Origin of the sequence: Rothia sp. HMSC066G02 (assembly GCF_001813145.1) — a bacterium.
Classification (GTDB): domain Bacteria; phylum Actinomycetota; class Actinomycetes; order Actinomycetales; family Micrococcaceae; genus Rothia.
In genome coordinates this window covers 23,290-42,856 of sequence record NZ_KV811597.1, presented here as the reverse complement: position 1 = coordinate 42,856, position 19,567 = coordinate 23,290, and the positions used below count along the sequence as shown (strand labels likewise).

Here is a 19,567-nt window from a genome sequence, read left to right as displayed (position 1 = left end):
CGTAAACAGCGAAAAGGCGGGGTCGATACGTTGTGTCGGCCCCGCCTGCTGTGTATCTACCGAACGTATGCGCGAAAGCTACGCGAAAGCGAACGCGGTAGGGGAGAAGCGCCTCATCAGCGCCCTATCAACGCCCTCACAGACACAGGGCGGGGCACACTTTTTAGCTCACTGATAACGAAAGAATCGGTACATTAACGGGAAGGTTGATACCCTAAAAGGTATGGCTCCACGGACCACGAAGGGTCGTAACACGACCTCTACTAAAGCAAACACTAAGAAGACCACCCGCAAGCGCACCACCTCCCGAGGCGGTGCCCAGCGCGGTGCCAACGCGGCGAACCCTGTAGCGGGCGCTATCTCCTCCGTCTGGCTGAGCATCGCTCACGCTATCGGTGGGCTCTTCCGCTCCATTGGCGCGGTGCGCACCGACCTTGCGCCCGAAGACCGCCGTGACGGCGGCGCGCTCACCATCCTGCTGTTCGGCCTGATTAGCGCCGGAGTGGAGTGGTACAACTGGCGTGCCCACACCTCCCTCGGTTTGTTGCGTGCGCCCCTGGACGCCTGGCACACCATGCTGGGCGGTATTTTCGGTCAGGGCGCCCTGCTTGTCCCGGTGCTTTGCCTCATCATGGCGTGGTGTGTTTTCCGTGGGCCCGACCTGATTAAACGTAATAACCGCGTGGCGTTGGGCTCCTTCATCATCCTGGTGGCGACCTCCCTGTTCTTTGCTCGCCATGCGGGTCACCCGACCTTCGCGGATGGTTTTGACGCCGTCTGGGCTGGTGGTGGCGTGGCTGGCGTGCTGCTGGGCACTCCCATTGTGCGTGTGAGCGGTGGTATTGCGTTCGTTGAGATTCTGATTCACCTGCTGCTGGGTATTGCCGGTCTGATGGTTCTGACGAACACTCCGATTCGTCAGGTGGTGCCGCGTACTTTGCACCTGGTCGGTTTGGCTCTGGGGGAGAAGCCGAACGGCACGACTCGAACCTCCGCGAAGGATAGCCCTTCGGATGCGACTCAGACCGTGGACCTGAACGCTGAGGAGCACGACCGCAGCTACCTGTACGGTGACGATGAGAAGCCGGCGCGCTCGGCTCAGAAGTCTGGTGGACTGCTCTCGCGTCTGCGCGGTTGGTTGGGCATTGCTCCCGCTGCGTCGACCGATTCTTCCCTGGACGAGTACGCCGGTGATGAAGCATTCGTGAGTGCCGTGGTGGATGAGACTCACCCGGAGACCACGCAGATGCCGGTACAGCCGGCGGACTCTGCACAGGATTCTGCGCAGGGATCCGCTCAGCAGACGCGCCCGGCGGCTAAGCCGAACCGTCTGTCCCGTCTGCCCGGTCGCCTCAACCAGGCACCGGCCGCGCAGGGTACGTCCGCCCAGGGTACTTCTGCACAGAACGGTGCTTATTCGAGCAGCCCTGACCTCTTCGACGTTGAGGCGTCGGATGCGCCCGCAGCCCGCCTGGATCAGGTGCAGCGCGCCGCTGTGGCGAACGGCCGCGTGAACCGTATTCCTGGCGAGGAGCCTCTCTTTGATGTTGAGGCATATGACGGCTTCGGCGCTTCTGAGGAAGCTGCACCGCAGACTAAGCCGCACCAGGTGGTGAACCCTGCGCAGTCTGCCGCCTCGGCTTCCGCGTCCCAGGCTCCTGCCGCACCCGCGGCTCAGCCTCCGATTCCGACCCGCATGCACTCGCCGGGTGCTCACCCGAAGAACGCGGCTCCCGCGGCTTCGCGAGCGCCCGAGGCTGGCGCATCCCGCCCGCTGCAGAACAATACTCAGGTGGCGACCACCGAGCGGGCGCGCGGCGAGCAGGTTGTGCAGTCCTCCCGCGGCGCGTACGTGCTGCCTTCTGAGGAGATGCTGGTTTCTGGCCCGCCCGCTAAGGAATCCTCCGAAGTCAACGAGCACGTGGTTGAAGCTTTGACGAACGTGCTGGAGCAGTTCAAGGTGGATGCGCAGGTCACCGGCTTCTCGCGCGGCCCGACCGTGACCCGCTACGAGATTGAGCTGGGTCCCGCCACGAAGGTGGAGCGCGTGACCGCGCTGAGCAAGAACATTGCGTACGCTGTGGCGAGCCCGGATGTTCGTATTCTGTCCCCGATTCCGGGTAAGTCCGCAATCGGTATTGAGATTCCGAATACGGACCGCGAGACCGTGGCCCTGGGCGACGTGTTGCGTTCCCCGCAGGCTCACGCGAACCAGCACCCGATGGTCATGGGTGTGGGTAAGGACGTTGAGGGCGGCTTCGTGCTGGCGAACCTCGCGAAGATGCCGCATATGCTGGTCGCCGGTGCGACCGGTGCCGGTAAGTCCTCGTTCGTGAACTCGATGATTACCTCGATTCTGATGCGTGCAACCCCGGACCAAGTGCGCCTGGTGATGGTTGACCCGAAGCGTGTGGAGCTGACTGCCTATGAGGGTATTCCGCACCTGATTACGCCCATCATTACGAACCCGAAGAAGGCTGCTGAGGCTCTTCAGTGGGTGGTTCGTGAGATGGATGCCCGCTACGACGACCTCGCCCACTACGGCTACAAGCACGTGGACGACTTCAACAAGGCGGTGCGTGAGGGTAAAGTTCAGCCCGATCCCGGTAGCAAGCGCACGGTGCACGAGTACCCGTACCTGCTGGTGATTGTTGACGAGCTCGCCGACCTGATGATGGTCGCCCCGCGTGACGTGGAAGAGGCGATTGTTCGTATTACGCAGCTGGCGCGTGCGGCGGGTATTCACCTGGTGCTGGCGACCCAGCGTCCGTCGGTGGATGTGGTGACCGGTCTGATTAAGGCGAACGTTCCGTCTCGTATGGCGTTTGCGACCTCCTCGGTCACTGACTCTCGCGTGGTGCTGGATCAGCCCGGCGCGGAGAAGCTGATCGGTCAGGGTGATGCGCTCTTCCTGCCGATGGGTGCTTCGAAGCCGATGCGTGTTCAGGGTGCGTGGGTGTCTGAGTCTGAGATTCACGCCGTGGTTGAGCACGTGAAGAAGCAGGCGCCGACCATCTACCGTGAGGACGTGATGGTCTCTGCCGCGAAGAAACAGATTGATGAGGAAATCGGCGATGACCTCGACGATCTGCTGCAGGCGGCGGAGATTGTGATTACGACCCAGTTCGGTTCGACCTCGATGCTGCAGCGTAAGCTACGCATGGGCTTCGCGAAGGCTGGCCGCATCATGGACCTGCTGGAGTCGCAGGGCGTGGTGGGCCCCTCGGAGGGCTCGAAGGCACGTGAGGTGCTCATCCGCCCGGATGACTTGCAGGCGACCCTGGCGCGTATTCGCGGTGAGGAGCCTCCGGCTGCTGACCCTTACGCGAATGCCGTGGACCCGGGCGAGCCGGTCACCGACTATTTCGATGAGCCCGATGATGAGGGCTCGGAGGACGCCTGGCAGCTGACCGGCCGCTAGCCCCTCAGCGCCCTATCCATTCGGCTGAGTCCACTCAGCTGAGTGAGCGTGCGACATGCACCCCGTATCATCCCTGTGATGTCTGCTACGGCACACGTATAATGGACGGTACGGGGTGTTTGCGTATCCCCGATACGTTTAGGTGTCGGTGCGTACGCGGTCTCTCACCGTCGAAAGCCATCTACCCGTAAGGAGCCGTTATGAGTGAAGCTCGCAATTCCGCACCCGCCGGTGCGGTCAGCACAGCGAAGCCTTCGAACTGGAATGTGCCGAATGTGTTGACGGTTCTGCGTATTATTGCGGTTCCTTTCTTCATTGTTGCCCTGGTTGCGGGCGGTACTTTTGGTGCCGCTGATCCGACGCACCGCTGGCTGGCGTGGATTATTTTTATTCTTGCTATGCTCACGGACTGGGCGGATGGCTACCTGGCGCGCTCGCGTAACCTGATTACGAGCTTCGGTAAGATTGCTGACCCGATTGCCGATAAGTTCCTCACTGGCGCGGCGTTCATTGTGCTGTCGGCGCTGGGCGAGCTGTGGTGGTGGGTCACGATTGTGATTCTGCTGCGCGAGTGGGGCATTACGATCATGCGTCTGTTCGTCATTAAGTACGGTGTGATGGCCGCTAGTAAGGGCGGCAAGATTAAGACCGTTCTGCAGACGGTGGCGCTGGTGCTGATGCTTCTGCCGCTGGGCCAGCTGGGTCTTGGCTGGCTGATTCCTGGTTGGGTTCTGATGGGCGCGGTCACCGCGATTACCGTGTGGACCGGCCTGGTGTATGTGCGTGATGCGTATATTTTGCGTCGTAACTGGTTGCAGGCTCAGGCCTCCCAGGGCGGCGGTCATTAGAGGCGAGGGGAGTGGCGTGTGCTGCTCCCCTTCGCTGTACCTGCGGTGCGTTGTGTGCCGCGTGAGGTTTTGAGCGGCGGTTCGCCGCTGAAAGGAGAGAATAATGGTTCCCCTCGTATTTGAAGATGCTCTGTCCCTTGAGCTTTCCTCCGCTGAGGTTTTCTCCGGCACCCCGGAGGCGGCGGCGCTGCTGCTGCGTGATGCGGTGCGGTTGCGTGCCTCCCAGGAAGGCCCGGTGCAGGTGGCGACGGCTGAGTCGCTGACCGGCGGGGATGTTGGCGGCACGATTTGTACGGTGCCGGGCGCATCCGCGTATTACCGTGGCGGCGTGATTTCCTACGCCTACGAGGTGAAGGCGCAGGTGCTGGGAGTGGATGCTCGGCTGCTGGCGCGTGAGGGTGCGGTGCATCCTGCGGTGGCGGTGCAGATGGCGGTCGGTGCGGCGCGTGTGTGCGGTGCCGATTATGCGGTGTCGACCACGGGTGTTGCCGGTCCCGATCCTGCGGATGGGCAGCCGGTGGGCACGGTCTATATTGGCGTGTGTTCCCCGGGTGGTTCTGAGGTGTTTGAGCGCCACTATTCGGGGGATCGCGCGCAGATTCGTGCGGCGGCGAGCGCGGATGCGATTGCTCTGCTGGCGCGTGCGGTGCGTGGCGGTGCCGGTGGGGTTCTGAAGGACGAGCTGGCGTAGCGTGCAGGGCTGTACGGTACCTATCTGAGAAAAAGTTTTACGGTTCAAATATATTCACAGGGTTCTTTCAGCTCGCAGGAATAAAGGCATAGGTTCGCCTGTTTGAATAGATACAAGCCATAAGAAGAGGACGAAAATGGCGAGGCCCCTAGCTCATGCCTCAAAAATCAGTTAGGCTTAACTCTGTACAGTCCCGCAGGTCGGGAATACCTACTCAGGAAAGTGATATAGAAGCTCATGGCTAAGCAGCGCGTATCGATTAATGGCATTACTAAGTGGAAGGAAATCGAGGAGACCCCCCGACAGGTCGCCCCGGTCGTTGAGGAAGCTAAGGTTGTTCCCCTGCGACAGGCAATCGGTGAGGTTCTTCGCGATGTTCGCCAGCGTCAGGGCCGCACCCTGCGCGAGGTTTCCCAGCGTGCCCGTGTTTCCCTCGGTTACCTGAGCGAAGTTGAGCGCGGTCAGAAGGAAGCTTCCTCCGAACTGCTGGCGTGGATTTGCCAGGCTCTGGACATTCCGATGTCCCAGATGCTGCGTGAGGTTGCCGACCGTATGGCGGTTCTCGAGGGCGTTCAGATTCCGGATACTGTTCCGGCTGAAATGTCTGAGCAGTACAAGAGCGATTACTACATTCTCTCGAAGTAACGAGAGGCGGCACATGCCGCGCTAAACGTGAAGCGATGCCGTGCATCCCCGTAAGGTGGGGGTGCGCGGCATCGCTTATTCTCGGTTTATTACCGAGCGATGTGACGAATTATGAAGCAAACTAGCGGTGAAGCGGAAGGAGCGCTTGTGAAGCTGAGCGAATTTTGGGCGTGCATGGAGTATGAGTTCGGTGCCGGGTATGCTCCGGTACTTGCGCGGGACCTGGTGCTGGGCTCGCTGGGTCATGTGACCGCTGCGGAGGCGCTGGACCAGGGCGTTAACCCGAGGGATGTGTGGCTGGCGATCTGTGATGAGCAGGAGATTCCGCAGGAGCGCCGCCTGGGTCCGGATAAGGAACCGCTGCGCTAGGTAGTGAGCCTGGCGTGTTCTAGCGTATGGGCGGTGCCCACCGTCTGTTCCCTAGCGTTTGTTCGAGTGCTGGCGCCTGTGCGGGAGGTATTTTCGAATAATTAGCCGAGAATCCGGGGTTTTTCGAAAATATATGCCGAAACCCTATCCGATTTATTCGAAACCGGGTCGTAATTTTGTTCGACTCATGCTAGACTTTTCCACATCAGGAATTTTTCGGAAAAATCTTCAAAGTTTTCCACAGATTTTAAAAAATGGCCTTATCCTGTCAGGCTGTGACCCTAGAGTAGTCTCAGAAGGAACCGGTAGGCCAAAACCTTCAAGGTCTCGATTACGAGTCCCACCGATTCCGAAGAAACATTACTCCCGTCAACCACTGACAACACAAAGAACGAGGTACTACCGTGGCTAAGAACACCAAGTCTCAGAGCGTAGCTCGCGTTCCCGAAGAGGGTCGCGCCAAGGCACTTGAAGCCGTGATGGCACAGATCGACAAGAACTACGGCAAGGGTGCAGTCATGCGCCTGGGTGATAAGGAAATCACCAAGACCGAGGTTATCTCCACCGGCGCTATCGCTCTGGATGCCGCTCTGGGTATTGGTGGTCTGCCCCGCGGCCGCGTCATCGAGATTTACGGTCCCGAGTCCTCCGGTAAGACCACCGTTGCACTGCACGCTGTAGCGAACGTTCAGAAGGCAGGCGGCGTGGCAGCGTTCATCGACGCCGAGCACGCACTGGACCCGATTTACGCGGCTAAGCTGGGCGTGGACATCGACCAGCTGCTGGTCTCTCAGCCCGACACCGGCGAGCAGGCACTGGAAATCATGGACATGCTGGTTGGTTCCGGTGCCGTTGATATCGTGGTTGTCGACTCCGTTGCAGCACTGGTACCCCGCGCCGAAATTGAAGGCGACATGGGTGACTCCCACGTGGGTCTGCAGGCTCGCCTCATGAGCCAGGCTCTGCGTAAGATTACCGGTCGCCTCTCCGCAACCGGCACCACCGCAATCTTCATCAACCAGCTGCGTGAGAAGATTGGTGTCTTCTTCGGCTCTCCCGAAACCACCACCGGTGGTAAGGCGCTGAAGTTCTACGCTTCGGTCCGTATCGACATCCGCCGCATTGAGACCCTCAAGGACGGCGCTAACCCGATCGGTAACCGCACCCGCGCCAAGATTGTGAAGAACAAGATGGCTCCGCCCTTCAAGCAGGCTGAGTTCGACATCCTCTACGGTGAGGGTATCTCCGTTGAGGGTGGCATCCTGGACCTGGCGGTGGAGAACGACATCGTCAAGAAGTCCGGCGCATGGTTCACCTACGACGGTGAGCAGCTGGGCCAGGGCCGCGAGAACGTTCGTAAGCTGCTCAAGGACAACCCCGAGCTCACCGAGGAACTGCAGTACAAGGTTCTGGTGAAGCTGGGCATCATTGAGGAAGAAGCTGACGAGCAGGTAGCTGCTGAGTCTGAGGGTAACGACCCGCTGGACGAGCTGGCTGAGGAGTTCTAAACCGGCCCGCGTAGCTTCTTGCTAACGCCACGACTGATTGCCGTGTGCTGTGCATTCCGCACGGTGCACGGCAATCTGTCGTTAACGGAAGAAACACGTTAACGGGTGCGCATTAAGGGGAGTATCAGGGGGCGCCGGGACAACGCCTCGTTACAATGGGGGAGCGCTGTATAGCCGGGCGCACGGGTCATCAAGCGAGCGCCAACACAGGGGAGAGGAGGAACTGAACATGACGGAGCAGTGCATGATGGAACAGCGCATGACGGAACAGAACGGTCATGAAGAGCGTGAGCAAAACAGCGCGCGTGACGGCGACGCCGGTTTTGCGGCGCTGGAGGCGACCGAACCGCACTTCGGTTCCTCAGCGCTTGGTAACTTTGTTTCCTTTGAGCCTGTTGCCCCGCCGGTTGAGGTAGACGGCTTCGAGGCCCTCAATTTTGAGGCACCCGCGCCCCTGGCTGAGCCCACCCTCAGCTGGGAGGTGCCTGCCGCTGTTACACCTCCTTCTGTTGAAGAGCCCCCGTATGAGGATGAGCCCCCATACCCTGATGAACCCCCATACCCTGATGAGCCTCCCTATGAGGGCGAACCTCCCTACGAGGACGAACCTGCGTATCCGGCAGAGCCTTCGTACATTGAAGCAGAGTACGCAGGGGAATATTGGGTACCCTCGGACGAAGCGGCACTCGCAGAAGCAATAGCGGAGCAGCGTGGGGGCCAAGAAACCGCACCCCAGAAAACCAAGCCGAAAGCGCGGCAGGCTGAAAAGCCCGCGCCTCAGAAGAAGCCAGCGCCTAAGAAGAAGTCAGCGGCCACAGAAAACGCCCCCAAAAAGTGGGTGCGGAACAGGACCGCGGATTCGGTAGCCGCTGAGGAGTTCCCGGACTGGCACCCCGCCGCGCACGGCTTTGTTGAAGAAAGCATCGCCCGCGATAACGGCGGCGACTACGCCGGGGAGTTCCGCGTACCCGAGCTGCCCCTGCAGGCTGTGCCCGCCAACTTTGAAGATGGCAGTTCTGAGGAAGGTAGTGAATCCCCGCGCCGCAGCCTGCTCGTTGACCCGAACCTGCCCGCCGTCTCCATTGACGAAGCGCCCGCTCGTGCCTTCACCCCCGGCGGTGCCGAGCCGCGCCCTATGGCGGCGGGGCGCATGAGTCGAGCGGGTGCCGCCTCCATCGGATCGGGGCTCACTGCCGAAGAGAAGGAAGAGATCGAGAGGCAAGCCGCTCAGCGGGATAAGCAGAAGAAACGCAAATCTTCGCGTGCCTCCAAGAACACCGACTACAAGCGTGGGTTCCGCCGCATGAGCGCGGTGCAGCAAGAGAAAATGCGGAGCCGTTCGCCCTACGCGCCCGCCTTTGGGGCTCGAAGTGACGACGAGGAAACCCGCAAGAGTCCTGCGGGCCGCGGCTCGGGGAGCAACCTATTTAGGGAGGGAAGTAGTTTGAACGAAGAACTCACCCCCGCCGAAGAAGCACTCATCCGCGGTATTGCCGAGGAGGAGGCGCAGGGCGTTGGTACCGGAAAGCGCCGTGCCGCTTCGGCTGGATCCCCAAAGGGCGGTTCTCGAGCACGCGGCTCCCAACCGGGCGGCTCTCAGATGGGACATGCTTCCTCACAACCGGAAAGTAACGTGCCTTCCTGGAAGCAGAAGGTGCGTGCCGCCCGAGCCGCGGAAGAAACAGACCCCTACACACGCGCTAAAACCATCCTGTACAACCAGCTGGCGTACTCGGCAAAAACCCGAGGTCAGCTGCGGAAGAAGCTGCAGGCAGAAGGCTTCGACGCGGAGCTCATTGAGCCGCTGCTCGATAAGTTCGAGGCTGCAAAACTCATTGACGACGCCGAATACGCCCAAACATTTGTGGCGCAGAAGAGCCGCACCAAGAAGCTCTCCCGCGCCGCGCTACGCCGTGAGCTCGCTGAACGCGGGGTGCGCGGTGAAGAAGCGGAGAATGCACTGGCTCAGCGCACCGACGAGCAGGAACGTGAGGACGCCGCCGAGCTGGTGCGTAAGAAGCTGCGCCCCGGCATGGACCTGAGCGACCGCGCCGAAAAGGATAGGGTGACTCGCCGACTGCTGGGGATGCTGGCTCGCCGCGGGTACTCCTCCTCGGTGTCGATGTCGGTGATTCGTGAGGAACTCGCCGCCTACGGTGCGGAGGACGAGCTCTGGTAGAGGGCGAATTAATACATTCCGCACGCACAGATAGACCCATGCCGGGGTGACCGCAAAAATAGGCACTATAAAGGGTGAGACCGCTACAGACATACTCTGTGGCGGGCTCACCCTTTACGTTTTTGATCCTTATAAAAAGCCTTGTCGAAGGCTATATCCGCTGTTTACTCTGCTGCTTATTCAACGGCCCCCAGACGGTTCGCGAACTCGGCGAGGGTTGCATCCTGAGAACCGGCGATCTCCAACAGCAAGCGCATCAGCTGCGCACCCTCACGGCGAATACGAGGCAACAGATCGGAACGTGCCGAAGAAAAGTACAGCTCCAACAGGGCGCACACGGTCACCGCCGTGCACACCGCCAAATCCTCCGCCAGGTGCTCATCCAGCGGGGCGTCCTCAAAGAGGGCAGAGTACAGCGCCGGTAGCGCCTTTTTGCGGTCCACACGGTAGCGCGGGTACTCCGGCGAGGAGGGGAATCCCAGCATCGCCTCAACGAAGGGGAAGCCTCGGTGGTGCAGGCAGGTGCCCTCCGCATCGACCATGCGCACCTGCGCGCCGTCCGCTGAACCAATCAGCACGTTCTGCGGCGAAAAATCGCCCGACGAGAGCATATAGACACGTCCACGGTTGAGCTTGAACTGCTCGGGCACGGGCGGGCGCTTGGTGAAGAAGGGCAGCAGAACACGGCGGAAGCGGAAGGACAGCTCCTCAACTGCGGCGGGAAGAACGGGCGCATCCTCATGCTCAGCGGAGGCAGAGACGGGGCTAGAGTCAGCACCCTGCTCGGGTGCGCGCGCCTCATCAGCCACACCGTACAGCTTCTTCAAGCCGCGCTCAGCCAGTCCCGGCGAGGCAATAGCGCCCGGGAACTGCGCCTTGCGGTCGGCACGCGCCAGGTTCAGACGGTAATCCTCCACCGCCTCGCCCATAATGCCGCTGGCGGCAAGGGAACGGTACGCCTCAATGTAGTAGTTCAGCGCGTCCAGCGCCTGCTGTTTGGTGCCCTCCAGCAGGGCGTGGGCAACCGAATACTGCTCGCCCTCAACGGTTCCGGCGCTCACATCCTCCAGCGCCAGCACGCGCAGCTCAGGATCCGCGCCGTAGAGCTGCGGGAACAGACCCGGAACCTGCCGGTTCAGCGCCTCCAAACCGTAGCGCTCACGCAGGTACCCGAAACCGCCCGCGTTCACCGTCGAATCCTTACGGCGGTAACGCTTCACAATAATCGAGGTCGGCAAAGACTGTGTAGACTCGAAAGACTGCGCAGACTCGGCGGCAGGCTCATACACCACACGCACCACAACGGAACGCATGCCGGTGCCCAGAATCTGCACGCGCTCAACCGTGCGGGCAGCCACCTGCTCCAAAGAATGCGCCCAGCTGAGCAGCTGCATCAGGGTCTGACGCATCGAGGCAGAATCAGCGCTCGCCTGAGGCGGAACAGGGGAGTAGGCGGCAATCGCCTCCTCAATGAGGGTGTTCAGAAGCTCCCCGTCAGGGGCGGGGGCGGAAGAATCGTTCGGTGACAGAGCCGGAAAGTTGCTACTAAGGGAAACCTGCATAGAGCCATTATCCCCCATCGGATACCCTATAGGGCATGACTTCGACCCTCAGCGATTCCGCCCAGACCCCCGAAACCAGCCCCCGCACCTACGAAGTGCGCACTTTCGGCTGCCAGATGAACGTGCACGACTCCGAACGAATGTCCGGCCTGCTGGAGGCTAACGGCTACGTTCGCGCTGAGGAAGGCACCCAGCCCGACCTGGTGGTGTTCAACACCTGCGCGGTCCGCGAAAATGCTTCCAACCGCCTGTACGGCAACCTCGGTCAGCTGGCGCCGGTCAAGCGCGCCCACAAGGGCATGCAGATCGCTGTGGGCGGCTGCCTGGCGCAGAAGGACCAGGACGCCATCATTGAGAAGGCACCCTGGGTGGACGTCGTGTTCGGTACCCACAACATTGGTTCCTTGCCGGCGCTACTGGAGCGCGCCCGCCACAACCACGAGGCGCAGGCAGAACTGCTCGAATCCCTCGAAGTTTTCCCCTCCACCCTGCCGACCAAGCGCGACCACGTGTACTCCGGCTGGGTGTCCATCTCGGTGGGCTGTAACAACACCTGCACCTTCTGCATCGTGCCGTCTCTGCGCGGTAAGGAGAAGGACCGCCGCCCCGGCGACATTCTCGCCGAGGTTCAGGCGCTGGTCGATGACGGCGCTATTGAGGTGACCCTGCTCGGTCAGAACGTGAACTCCTACGGTGTGGAGTTCGGCGACCGCCAGGCATTCTCCAAGCTGTTGCGTGCCTGCGGCGAGATTGAGGGGCTGGAGCGTGTACGCTTCACCTCCCCACACCCGGCCATGTTTACCGACGACGTGATCGACGCGATGGCCGAAACCCCGAACGTCATGCCCGTGCTGCACATGCCGCTGCAGTCCGGTTCCGACAAGGTGCTCAAGGACATGCGCCGTTCCTACCGCTCCAAGAAGTTCCTGAACATTCTGGACAAGGTGCGCGAGCGCATCCCGAACGCCGTGATTACCACCGACATCATTGTGGGCTTCCCCGGCGAGACGGAAGAGGACTTCCAGGACACCCTGAAGGTTGTGGAGCAGGCTCGTTTCTCCTCCGCGTTCACCTTCCAGTACTCAATCCGCCCCGGTACCCCCGCGGCGACCATGGAGAACCAGATTCCGAAGGAAGTCGTGCAGGAACGCTACGAGCGTCTGATTGCCCTGCAGGACCGCATCGCCGGCGAAGAGAACCGCAAGCAGCTCGGTAAGACCGTTGAGCTGATGGTCGTTGCCGAGGCAGGTCGTAAGGCTGAGCAGACTCACCGCCTCTCGGGCCGCGGCCCGGACCAGCGCCTCGTGCACTTCTCCGTGCCCGAAGGTTGCGAGACTCCGCGCCCCGGCGACATGGTGACCGTGCCGATTACCGAGGCTGGTTCCTTCCACCTGATTTCTGACCCGACCGCCGAGCAGTACCAGCTGCGCCGCACCCGCGCCGGTGACGCGTGGGACCGCTCCCAGGCTGACTCTTGCGGTACCGGCACCACCCAGGTGCCCGGTGCGCCGGTGGGTCTGGGCATGCCGACCATCGGTCTGCGCCCCTAAAACCTATATCGAATCATGCGCCCTGTTCTTCGGGTCCTCATCCTCACCGCAAGTGGGGGTGGGGGAACCGGTAGAATGGGGCGCATGACTATCTCCGAAACTCTGCCCGTTATCGCTATTGTGGGCCCGACCGGCACCGGTAAGAGCGCGCTCGCCATTGAGCTGGCTCTGCGCCTGAATGGTGAGTGCATTAACGCTGACTCCATGCAGTTCTACCGGGGCATGGATATCGGTACCGCGAAGGTCACTGCAGAGGAGACGCGCGGCGTTCCGCACCACCTGCTCGACATTATGGATGTGCGGGATGAGGCGTCCGTGGCGGAGTTTCAGGAGGGTAGCCGTGAGCTGATTGAGCAGATTCGCGGCCGTGGCCGCTACCCGATTCTGGTGGGCGGTTCGGGCCTGTACGTGCGTGCCGCCCTGGATAAGCTGGAGTTCCCCGGCACGGATGCGCGGGTGCGCGAGCGCCTGGAGGAGCAGGTGCGTACCGAGGGTATTGGTGTTCTGCACGCCCGCCTGGCGGAGGTCGATCCTGAGTCGGCTGCGCGCGTGAAGGATGAGCGCCGCATCATTCGTGCGCTGGAGGTGTTCGAGGTGACGGGCCGCCCGTTCTCGGCGTTCATGCCGGTGCGCGAGTACGTGACTGAGAGCGTGCAGATTGGCCTGGATATGGATCGTACCCTGTTGCACGAGCGTCTGCACCGCCGCGTGGAGCTGATGCATGAGCGCGGCCTGCTGGACGAGGTGCGCACCCTGAACGAGCAGGGACTGCAGGAGGGGAAGACCGCCTCCCGCGCGATTGGTTACGCGCAGTTTGCCCGCGCCCTTGAAGATGAGGATTACAGCGTGGAGCAGGCGATTGAGGATACGACGATTGCCACCCGCCAGTTTGCACGCCGCCAGCTGACCTGGTTCCGCGCGGACCCGCGCGTGCACTGGCTGGACGCGCTCTCACCCACCCTTGCCGACGAAGCGGAAGCCATCATCCGCGAAAGCACCCGATAAGCCACAATAACGAGCCGCAGCCGAACAGATACCTCGTCGAGTCGGTCGGCGCGGTAAAATCATAAACGGACAGGTCACCAACCTTAAGGACAGCATATGAGCGAGAACCCTTCCATCTGGGGCGAGCTGGCAGGCCTGACCCTCACCAAGGGTCACGGCACCGGTAACGACTTCATTTTTCTGACGGACGAGAACGCAGAAATTGCCCTCACCCCCGAGCTGGTAGCCCGTGCCTGCGACCGCCACTTCGGCATCGGCGCGGACGGCTTCATTCGTGCTGCCCGCAGCACCGCCTCCCGCGCGGGCCAGAAGCTGCTCGAGGAGCACCCGGACGCTGTCTGGTTCATGGACTACCGCAATGGTGACGGCTCTATCGCAGAGATGTGCGGCAACGGCGTGCGTGCGTTCGTGGAGTACCTGCGCACTGAGGGCCTGATTGAGCTTGAGGTGGGCGAGACCGTCAAGATCGGTACCCGCGCCGGCGTGAAGACCGTCGCACGCACCGAAGAAGGCTACGCGATTGACATGGGTCCGTGGAGCTTCATTCACGGTGACGCTGCCCGCGAGGGTGGCGAGGACTGCCTGGTGTCTGCTCGCGGCCTGAAGACTCCGCGTGCTGGCCTGTCCATTTCGATGGGTAACCCGCATACCGTGGTGATGCTCGGCTCCGACGGTAAGCTGGACGGCCTGGACCTGCACAGCCTGCCTCAGGTGAACCCCGCCCCGGTCAACGGTACGAACGTTGAGTTTGTGGTGCCGGTCGACCTGGACGTTGAGAGCGGCGCGCAGGTGGGTGCTATCCGTATGCGCGTGCACGAACGCGGCGTGGGCGAGACTCTGTCCTGCGGTACCGGCGCGTGTGCGGCTGCTGCTGCGACTCGTTTCTGGGGCGGCGAGGAAGCACCGGATGAGTGGCTGGTGCATGTGCCCGGCGGTACCCTCGCGGTGACTTTCGTGCTGGGCCCGGATGACCTGGAGCATGTTGTTCTGGCTGGTCCGGCGCAGATGGTTGCAACCGTCGTGCTACGATAGTCGGCTGCAATAGCGGGCAGCCCTGGACCAGAGATTTTATAGACAAAAGCGGCGGGTGTTTTCTGACAATAAATTCAGAAAACACCCGCCGCTTTTATGTTTTAAGCAAATAGCGCCAGAGGTTTTAGTCCTCGTAGCGGTGTACCTGCAGAATACGGAAGCCCTTCGAGGTCGCATAGCGCGACACCTCAAACTCGCCGGGGTGCAGCTCCTCAAGCTGCGCGTCCATCCACTTCTGCAAAGAATCAGAGCCCAGGTTCTTCTGAACCACCAGGTAGGCGTCACCACCAGGCGCCAGGCGAGGCAGCCAGGTCAGCAGGATCTCGTGCAGAACCTCCTTGCCCACGCGAATCGGCGGGTTCGACCAGATGGTGTCAAAACGCAGTTCGGGGTCAACCGATTCGGGGGTTCCCACGGTGACGTTGGACAGGCCGAGAGCGGCGGCGTTGCGTTCGGTCAGGCTAATGGAGCGGGAGTTCACATCCACCGCGTGCACCTGCGCCTGCGGTGCGAGCATCGCCAAAGTCAGGGTAATGGAACCCCAACCGCAGCCGATGTCGAGCATGCGTTCGCCCTGCGGGTCGGGTGCTTCCTGCAGCAAAATAGCGGTGCCCTTATCAATACCGGAGGGGCTGAAAATGCCGTTAGCTGTGGTGACGGTGACCTTGCGGCCGGCAAGCTCCACCTGCACCGGGCGGGGCTTGAATTCGGTCTCGGGGGTTTCAGAGAAATAATGCTGCTCGCTCATGCTATCCAGTGTACCGGTAGGGCAAGAACCCGCCGCACACGGGCAGAGAATGCACGGGGCAGGTCAGCAGCTTGCACGCCCTGAGCGCACAGACGACCGAACCCCCTACCTGATGCGGGCAACGGCGGTAGAATTAGAGTCGTATGAATTCTAAGAACATCCCCGTATCTGATACCGAAAAGCTGCCCAGTGATGAGCAGCTGCGCCGCACCGTAGACCGCGTTCTGGGCCGCTCCCAGGCCGCCGCCTCCGTCACGACGTATGACGCCGCCGGTACCGCGCATCACAGCGATAATTCTTCCAGCACTCACGGCAACAATAGCCGCCGTGTGCTGGATACTCGCGCGCGCGAAATTTCTGACGTTCAGCGCGAACATTCCGAATATGACGGTGACCAGGAAGACCTCGCTGAGCGCCGCGCACTGCGCCGTATCGCGAACCTCTCCACCGAACTTGAAGACGTCACCGAGGTCGAGTACCGCCAGCTGCGCCTGGAACGCGTGGTGCTGGCTGGTCTGTGGATTGAAGGCACCGTAGAGGACGCAGAGAACTCCCTGCGTGAGCTTGCGGCACTGGCTGAAACCGCAGGTTCCGAGGTTCTGGACGGCCTGGTTCAGCGCCGCCTCAAGCCGGACCCCGGCACCTTCCTCGGCTCCGGTAAGGCGCTGGAACTCAAGGACATTGTGGAGGCGACCGGCGCCGACACCGTCATCGTCGACTCGGAATTGGCTCCCTCGCAGCGTCGTGCCCTCGAAGACATCGTGAAGGTCAAGGTCATTGACCGCACCGCCCTGATTCTCGACATTTTCGCTCAGCACGCTAAGTCCCGCGAGGGTAAGGCGCAGGTTGAGCTGGCTCAGCTGGAGTACATGCTGCCGCGTCTGCGTGGTTGGGGTGCGTCCCTGTCCCGTCAGGCGGGTGGCCGTGCCGCAGCCGGTGAGGGTATCGGTTCGCGTGGTCCCGGTGAAACCAAGATTGAGATGGACCGCCGCCGCCTGCGCGCTCGCATGGCGAAGCTTAAGCGTGAGATTGCTGCGATGGCGCCGGCGCGTGAGACGAAGCGTCTGAACCGTCGCCGTAACCGCGTGCCTTCGGTGGCTATTGCCGGGTACACGAACGCGGGTAAGTCCTCCTTGCTGAACCGTCTGACCGATGCCGGCGTGCTCGTGGAGAACGCCCTGTTCGCAACCCTGGACCCGACCGTCCGTAAGGCTCAGACCCCGGACGGTATCGGCTATACCCTCTCCGACACTGTGGGTTTCGTGCGTTCGCTGCCGACCCAGCTGGTCGAGGCGTTCCGATCCACCCTGGAAGAGGTCGCTGACGCTGACGTCATCCTGCACGTGGTGGATGCTTCGCACCCGGACCCGGAGGGGCAGATTCGTGCTGTCCGCGAGGTCATCGCGGAGGTCGACGCCCGCCATATCCCTGAGATTATTGTGCTGAATAAGGCGGATGCCGCCGACCCGTTCGTGCTGGAGCGTATGCGCCAGCGCGAGCCGGAGCACGTGATTGTTTCGGCGCGTACCGGTGAGGGTATTGAGGAGCTGAAGCAGAAGATTGCGGACACCATTCCGCGCCCCTCCATTGAGGTGAAGCTGCTGATTCCGTACTCGCACGGTGAGATTATTTCGCGCCTGCACGAGTGGGACGCCGAAATTAAGAGCACCGATTTCGTATCGGATGGCACTTTCGTGGTGGCTCTGGTCCGTGAGGATGTCGCCTCCGAACTGTCCGAGTATGTGCTGGAGGGCGACCTGCTGGAGGTTCTGGAAGAGGAACTTGCGGAGGCACACGCCCTGGCTGAAGCGACCGCTTCTGACTCCGAGCAGTCCTCTACTGCTGAGGCTCTCTAAGGGCGGATGAGCGTGACCGAGAGCATCAACGCGCCCAAAAACGCCCCGGGAACTGTACCCGGACCGGCAACCGACGGCACCCGATTCACCGGGCAGGAGCTTGAGACCCTGCCCGGTTCGAAGGATGCCCTGACCCTGCTGGATGAGGCGGTTGCCGCCACTGGCGGTCAGAATCGTGCCGGTCAGCGCACTATGGTGGCGCATGTGGCGCAGGCTCTTGAACTGCAGCGTCACCTGCTGGTCCAGGCGGGTACCGGTACCGGTAAGTCCCTGGGCTACCTGGTGCCTGCCCTGGCGCGGGTGGGGGAGTCGGACCAGCCGATTGTGGTTGCGACGGCGACTCTTGCCCTGCAGGCGCAGATCGTGAACCGCGATATTCCGCGTCTTCTACAAGCGCTGGAGCCGCGCCCGGAATCGCAGGCGCAGGTGGCTCTGCTCAAGGGCCGCAATAACTACCTCTGCCTCCACAAGCTGGAGGGCGGCTACCCGGAAGACGAGCCGGATGCTCTCTTCGACATGCCTTCTTCGACCTCCCGCGTGGGTGAGGAAGTGGTGCGCCTGCGCGAGTGGGCCGACCGCACGGAGACCGGCGACCGTGACGAGCTGAAGCCCGGCGTCTCTGACCGCGCATGGGCTCAGGTATCGGTGAGCGCCGCCGAGTGTCTGGGCCGCCGCTGCCCGCTGGTGGAAGAGTGCTTTAGCGAGATGGCGCGTAGCCGTGCCGCTGAAGCTGATATCGTCATCACGAACCACGCCCTGCTGGCGATTAACGCTTTCGAGGGCATGAAGGTTCTGCCCGAACATGAGACGGTCATTATTGATGAGGCTCATGAGCTGGTGGACCGCGTGACCGGTGCCGTGTCTGGTTCTTTGACGGTTGCGATGGTTCGCCGTGCGGCGCGTAGCGTAAAGAAGCATTCGAAGGCTGATTCCGGCGCACTGGAAATGGCTGCCGGCACCTTGGAGACCGCGTTCGAGGGTCTTGCCGAGGGCCTGCTGAAGGGCCTGGACGGTCGCCTTTTGACCGCTATTTCTGCGGTCAACGATGCCGCCCGCACCGCCCTGTCCGATACCAAACCGGACGGTCAGGACGTTGACGCCGGCCTGCAGATGGCGCGCTCGCGTGTCTCTGAGGTACACGACATGAGTAGCCGCATTCTGGAGGCTTCGGGCGAGCAGGACGTTCTGTGGATTTCTCGTCAGGGTGGTTGGGAGAACGGCCGCTACGTGGCTGCTTCCGATACCGACCCGGCGACCCTGAACATCGCCCCCTTGAGCGTCGGTTTGCAGCTACGTGACGGTCTGTTCGCTGACCGCACCGTGATTCTGACGAGTGCGACCCTGACGGTGGGTGACTCTTTTGACGTTGCCGCCGGTGCCCTGGGACTGCAGGGCGAGGGCGCGCCGCGCTGGACGAGCATCGACGTGGGTTCGCCTTTCGACTACCGCAAGCAGGGCATCATGTACGTTGCCGGGGATTTGAAGCCTCCGGGATTCGGTGTGCACGAGGGCCAGCTGGAGCGTCTGCGTGAGCTGTGCGAGGCGTCGGAGGGCGGCGCCCTGGGCCTGTTCTCCTCGAAGCGTGCCGCTGAGCGTGCCGCCGAGTACATGCGTGAGCATAGCGACCTGAACATTCTTCTGCAGGGTGAGTCTTCGCTCAAGGCTCTGGTGGAGGAGTTCAGCGAGGACGTTGACTCATGCCTGTTCGGAACGATGAGCCTATGGCAGGGCGTGGATGTTCCGGGTGACTCTTGCCGCCTGGTGGTGATGGACCGCATTCCGTTCCCCCGCCCGGACGACCCGATTGCGCAGGCTCGTACGGAGGCGGTGAACCGTCACCGCGGTAACGGCTTTATGGCGGTTTCTGCTCACCATGCGGCGATTCGTATGGCGCAGGGCGCGGGCCGCCTGATTCGTTCGGTGTCTGACCGCGGCGTGGTGGCTGTACTGGATTCTCGTGTAGCAACCAAGCGTTACGGCGGTTTCTTGATGAAGGCGATGCCGCCGATGTGGTCGACCCAGAATAAGGCAGCCGTAATTGGCGCGCTGGCTCGTCTTTCGGCGAGTATTGAGCGTTAGCTCGGGTGGATTCCATTCCTGGCTGCACCGCACCTTCCGCTTTGGAAATATAGAAATCACCCTGGTGACACGTG

Annotated in this window: 14 protein-coding genes; 12 read left to right on the top strand and 2 right to left on the bottom strand. The window is 61.8% G+C overall.

The window, feature by feature from the left end:
• Nucleotides 1-223: 223 nt before the first annotated feature.
• The 7 genes from HMPREF2894_RS06940 (at nt 224) to HMPREF2894_RS06910 (ending at nt 9,661) form a co-directional block, all read left to right on the top strand.
• Nucleotides 224-3,421 (top strand): FtsK/SpoIIIE family DNA translocase, encoded by a 3,198-nt coding sequence (locus HMPREF2894_RS06940; protein ID WP_070678486.1) that lies wholly within the window; start codon nt 224-226, stop codon nt 3,419-3,421.
• A 200-nt stretch (nt 3,422-3,621) separates the two neighbouring features.
• Nucleotides 3,622-4,269 carry a CDP-diacylglycerol--glycerol-3-phosphate 3-phosphatidyltransferase gene (pgsA, locus tag HMPREF2894_RS06935; RefSeq protein ID WP_049345100.1) on the top strand — a complete coding sequence of 216 codons (648 nt, stop codon included), beginning with the start codon at nt 3,622-3,624 and terminating at the stop codon, nt 4,267-4,269.
• Nucleotides 4,270-4,369: 100 nt separating this feature from the next.
• Nucleotides 4,370-4,960, top strand: a complete 591-nt coding sequence (locus HMPREF2894_RS06930; RefSeq protein WP_070678483.1) for a CinA family protein — start codon at nt 4,370-4,372, stop codon at nt 4,958-4,960.
• A 237-nt stretch (nt 4,961-5,197) separates the two neighbouring features.
• Nucleotides 5,198-5,605, top strand: a complete 408-nt coding sequence (locus HMPREF2894_RS06925; protein WP_005507109.1) for a helix-turn-helix domain-containing protein — start codon at nt 5,198-5,200, stop codon at nt 5,603-5,605.
• A 147-nt stretch (nt 5,606-5,752) separates the two neighbouring features.
• On the top strand, nt 5,753-5,974 hold the full coding sequence (locus tag HMPREF2894_RS06920) for a DUF3046 domain-containing protein (RefSeq protein ID WP_049351797.1): 222 nt from the start codon (nt 5,753-5,755) through the stop codon (nt 5,972-5,974).
• 404 nt (nt 5,975-6,378) lie between these two features.
• Nucleotides 6,379-7,482: a recombinase RecA gene (recA, locus tag HMPREF2894_RS06915; protein ID WP_012903908.1), complete on the top strand. Its 1,104-nt coding sequence runs from the start codon at nt 6,379-6,381 to the stop codon at nt 7,480-7,482.
• A gap of 229 nt (nt 7,483-7,711) precedes the next feature.
• Complete coding sequence (locus tag HMPREF2894_RS06910; protein WP_246827027.1) at nt 7,712-9,661, top strand: regulatory protein RecX; 1,950 nt, start codon at nt 7,712-7,714, stop codon at nt 9,659-9,661.
• A gap of 176 nt (nt 9,662-9,837) precedes the next feature.
• Here the strand turns inward: HMPREF2894_RS06910 and HMPREF2894_RS06905 are convergent, their stop codons facing one another.
• Nucleotides 9,838-11,223 carry a hemin ABC transporter substrate-binding protein gene (locus HMPREF2894_RS06905; protein ID WP_070678480.1) on the bottom strand — a complete coding sequence of 462 codons (1,386 nt, stop codon included), beginning with the start codon at nt 11,221-11,223 and terminating at the stop codon, nt 9,838-9,840.
• Between the two features lie 35 nt (nt 11,224-11,258).
• Between HMPREF2894_RS06905 and miaB the strand changes: the two genes are divergently transcribed.
• The 3 genes from miaB to dapF all read left to right on the top strand — a co-directional run bounded on the left by miaB (nt 11,259) and on the right by dapF (nt 14,810).
• On the top strand, nt 11,259-12,773 hold the full coding sequence (gene miaB, locus HMPREF2894_RS06900; RefSeq protein WP_049341725.1) for a tRNA (N6-isopentenyl adenosine(37)-C2)-methylthiotransferase MiaB: 1,515 nt from the start codon (nt 11,259-11,261) through the stop codon (nt 12,771-12,773).
• Between the two features lie 84 nt (nt 12,774-12,857).
• Complete coding sequence (gene miaA, locus HMPREF2894_RS06895) at nt 12,858-13,778, top strand: tRNA (adenosine(37)-N6)-dimethylallyltransferase MiaA (RefSeq protein ID WP_049345096.1); 921 nt, start codon at nt 12,858-12,860, stop codon at nt 13,776-13,778.
• A gap of 96 nt (nt 13,779-13,874) precedes the next feature.
• The gene (gene dapF / locus HMPREF2894_RS06890) at nt 13,875-14,810 is read left to right on the top strand and encodes a diaminopimelate epimerase (protein WP_070643906.1); all 936 of its coding nucleotides are present in this window, start codon (nt 13,875-13,877) and stop codon (nt 14,808-14,810) included.
• Between the two features lie 124 nt (nt 14,811-14,934).
• Here the strand turns inward: dapF and HMPREF2894_RS06885 are convergent, their stop codons facing one another.
• Nucleotides 14,935-15,558, bottom strand: a complete 624-nt coding sequence (locus tag HMPREF2894_RS06885) for a class I SAM-dependent methyltransferase (protein WP_070678477.1) — start codon at nt 15,556-15,558, stop codon at nt 14,935-14,937.
• Nucleotides 15,559-15,701: 143 nt separating this feature from the next.
• On the opposite strand from HMPREF2894_RS06885, the gene hflX reads away from it, so the two are divergent.
• Nucleotides 15,702-17,414 (top strand): GTPase HflX, encoded by a 1,713-nt coding sequence (gene hflX, locus HMPREF2894_RS06880; RefSeq protein WP_070678474.1) that lies wholly within the window; start codon nt 15,702-15,704, stop codon nt 17,412-17,414.
• Between the two features lie 6 nt (nt 17,415-17,420).
• The gene (locus HMPREF2894_RS06875) at nt 17,421-19,493 is read left to right on the top strand and encodes an ATP-dependent DNA helicase (protein WP_070678471.1); all 2,073 of its coding nucleotides are present in this window, start codon (nt 17,421-17,423) and stop codon (nt 19,491-19,493) included.
• The last annotated feature ends 74 nt before the right edge of the window (nt 19,494-19,567 follow it).

Excerpts from the sequence above, each read along its gene's own strand:
- HMPREF2894_RS06940 (WP_070678486.1), top strand. The coding sequence starts at position 224 with ATGGCTCCACGGACCACGAAGGGTCGTAACACGACCTCTACTAAAGCA.
- pgsA (WP_049345100.1), top strand. The coding sequence starts at position 3,622 with ATGAGTGAAGCTCGCAATTCCGCACCCGCCGGTGCGGTCAGCACAGCG.
- HMPREF2894_RS06925 (WP_005507109.1), top strand. The coding sequence starts at position 5,198 with ATGGCTAAGCAGCGCGTATCGATTAATGGCATTACTAAGTGGAAGGAA.
- HMPREF2894_RS06910 (WP_246827027.1), top strand. The coding sequence starts at position 7,712 with ATGACGGAGCAGTGCATGATGGAACAGCGCATGACGGAACAGAACGGT.
- HMPREF2894_RS06905 (WP_070678480.1), bottom strand. The coding sequence starts at position 11,223 with ATGCAGGTTTCCCTTAGTAGCAACTTTCCGGCTCTGTCACCGAACGAT.
- miaB (WP_049341725.1), top strand. The coding sequence starts at position 11,259 with ATGACTTCGACCCTCAGCGATTCCGCCCAGACCCCCGAAACCAGCCCC.
- miaA (WP_049345096.1), top strand. The coding sequence starts at position 12,858 with ATGACTATCTCCGAAACTCTGCCCGTTATCGCTATTGTGGGCCCGACC.
- dapF (WP_070643906.1), top strand. The coding sequence starts at position 13,875 with ATGAGCGAGAACCCTTCCATCTGGGGCGAGCTGGCAGGCCTGACCCTC.
- HMPREF2894_RS06885 (WP_070678477.1), bottom strand. The coding sequence starts at position 15,558 with ATGAGCGAGCAGCATTATTTCTCTGAAACCCCCGAGACCGAATTCAAG.
- hflX (WP_070678474.1), top strand. The coding sequence starts at position 15,702 with ATGAATTCTAAGAACATCCCCGTATCTGATACCGAAAAGCTGCCCAGT.
- HMPREF2894_RS06875 (WP_070678471.1), top strand. The coding sequence starts at position 17,421 with ATGAGCGTGACCGAGAGCATCAACGCGCCCAAAAACGCCCCGGGAACT.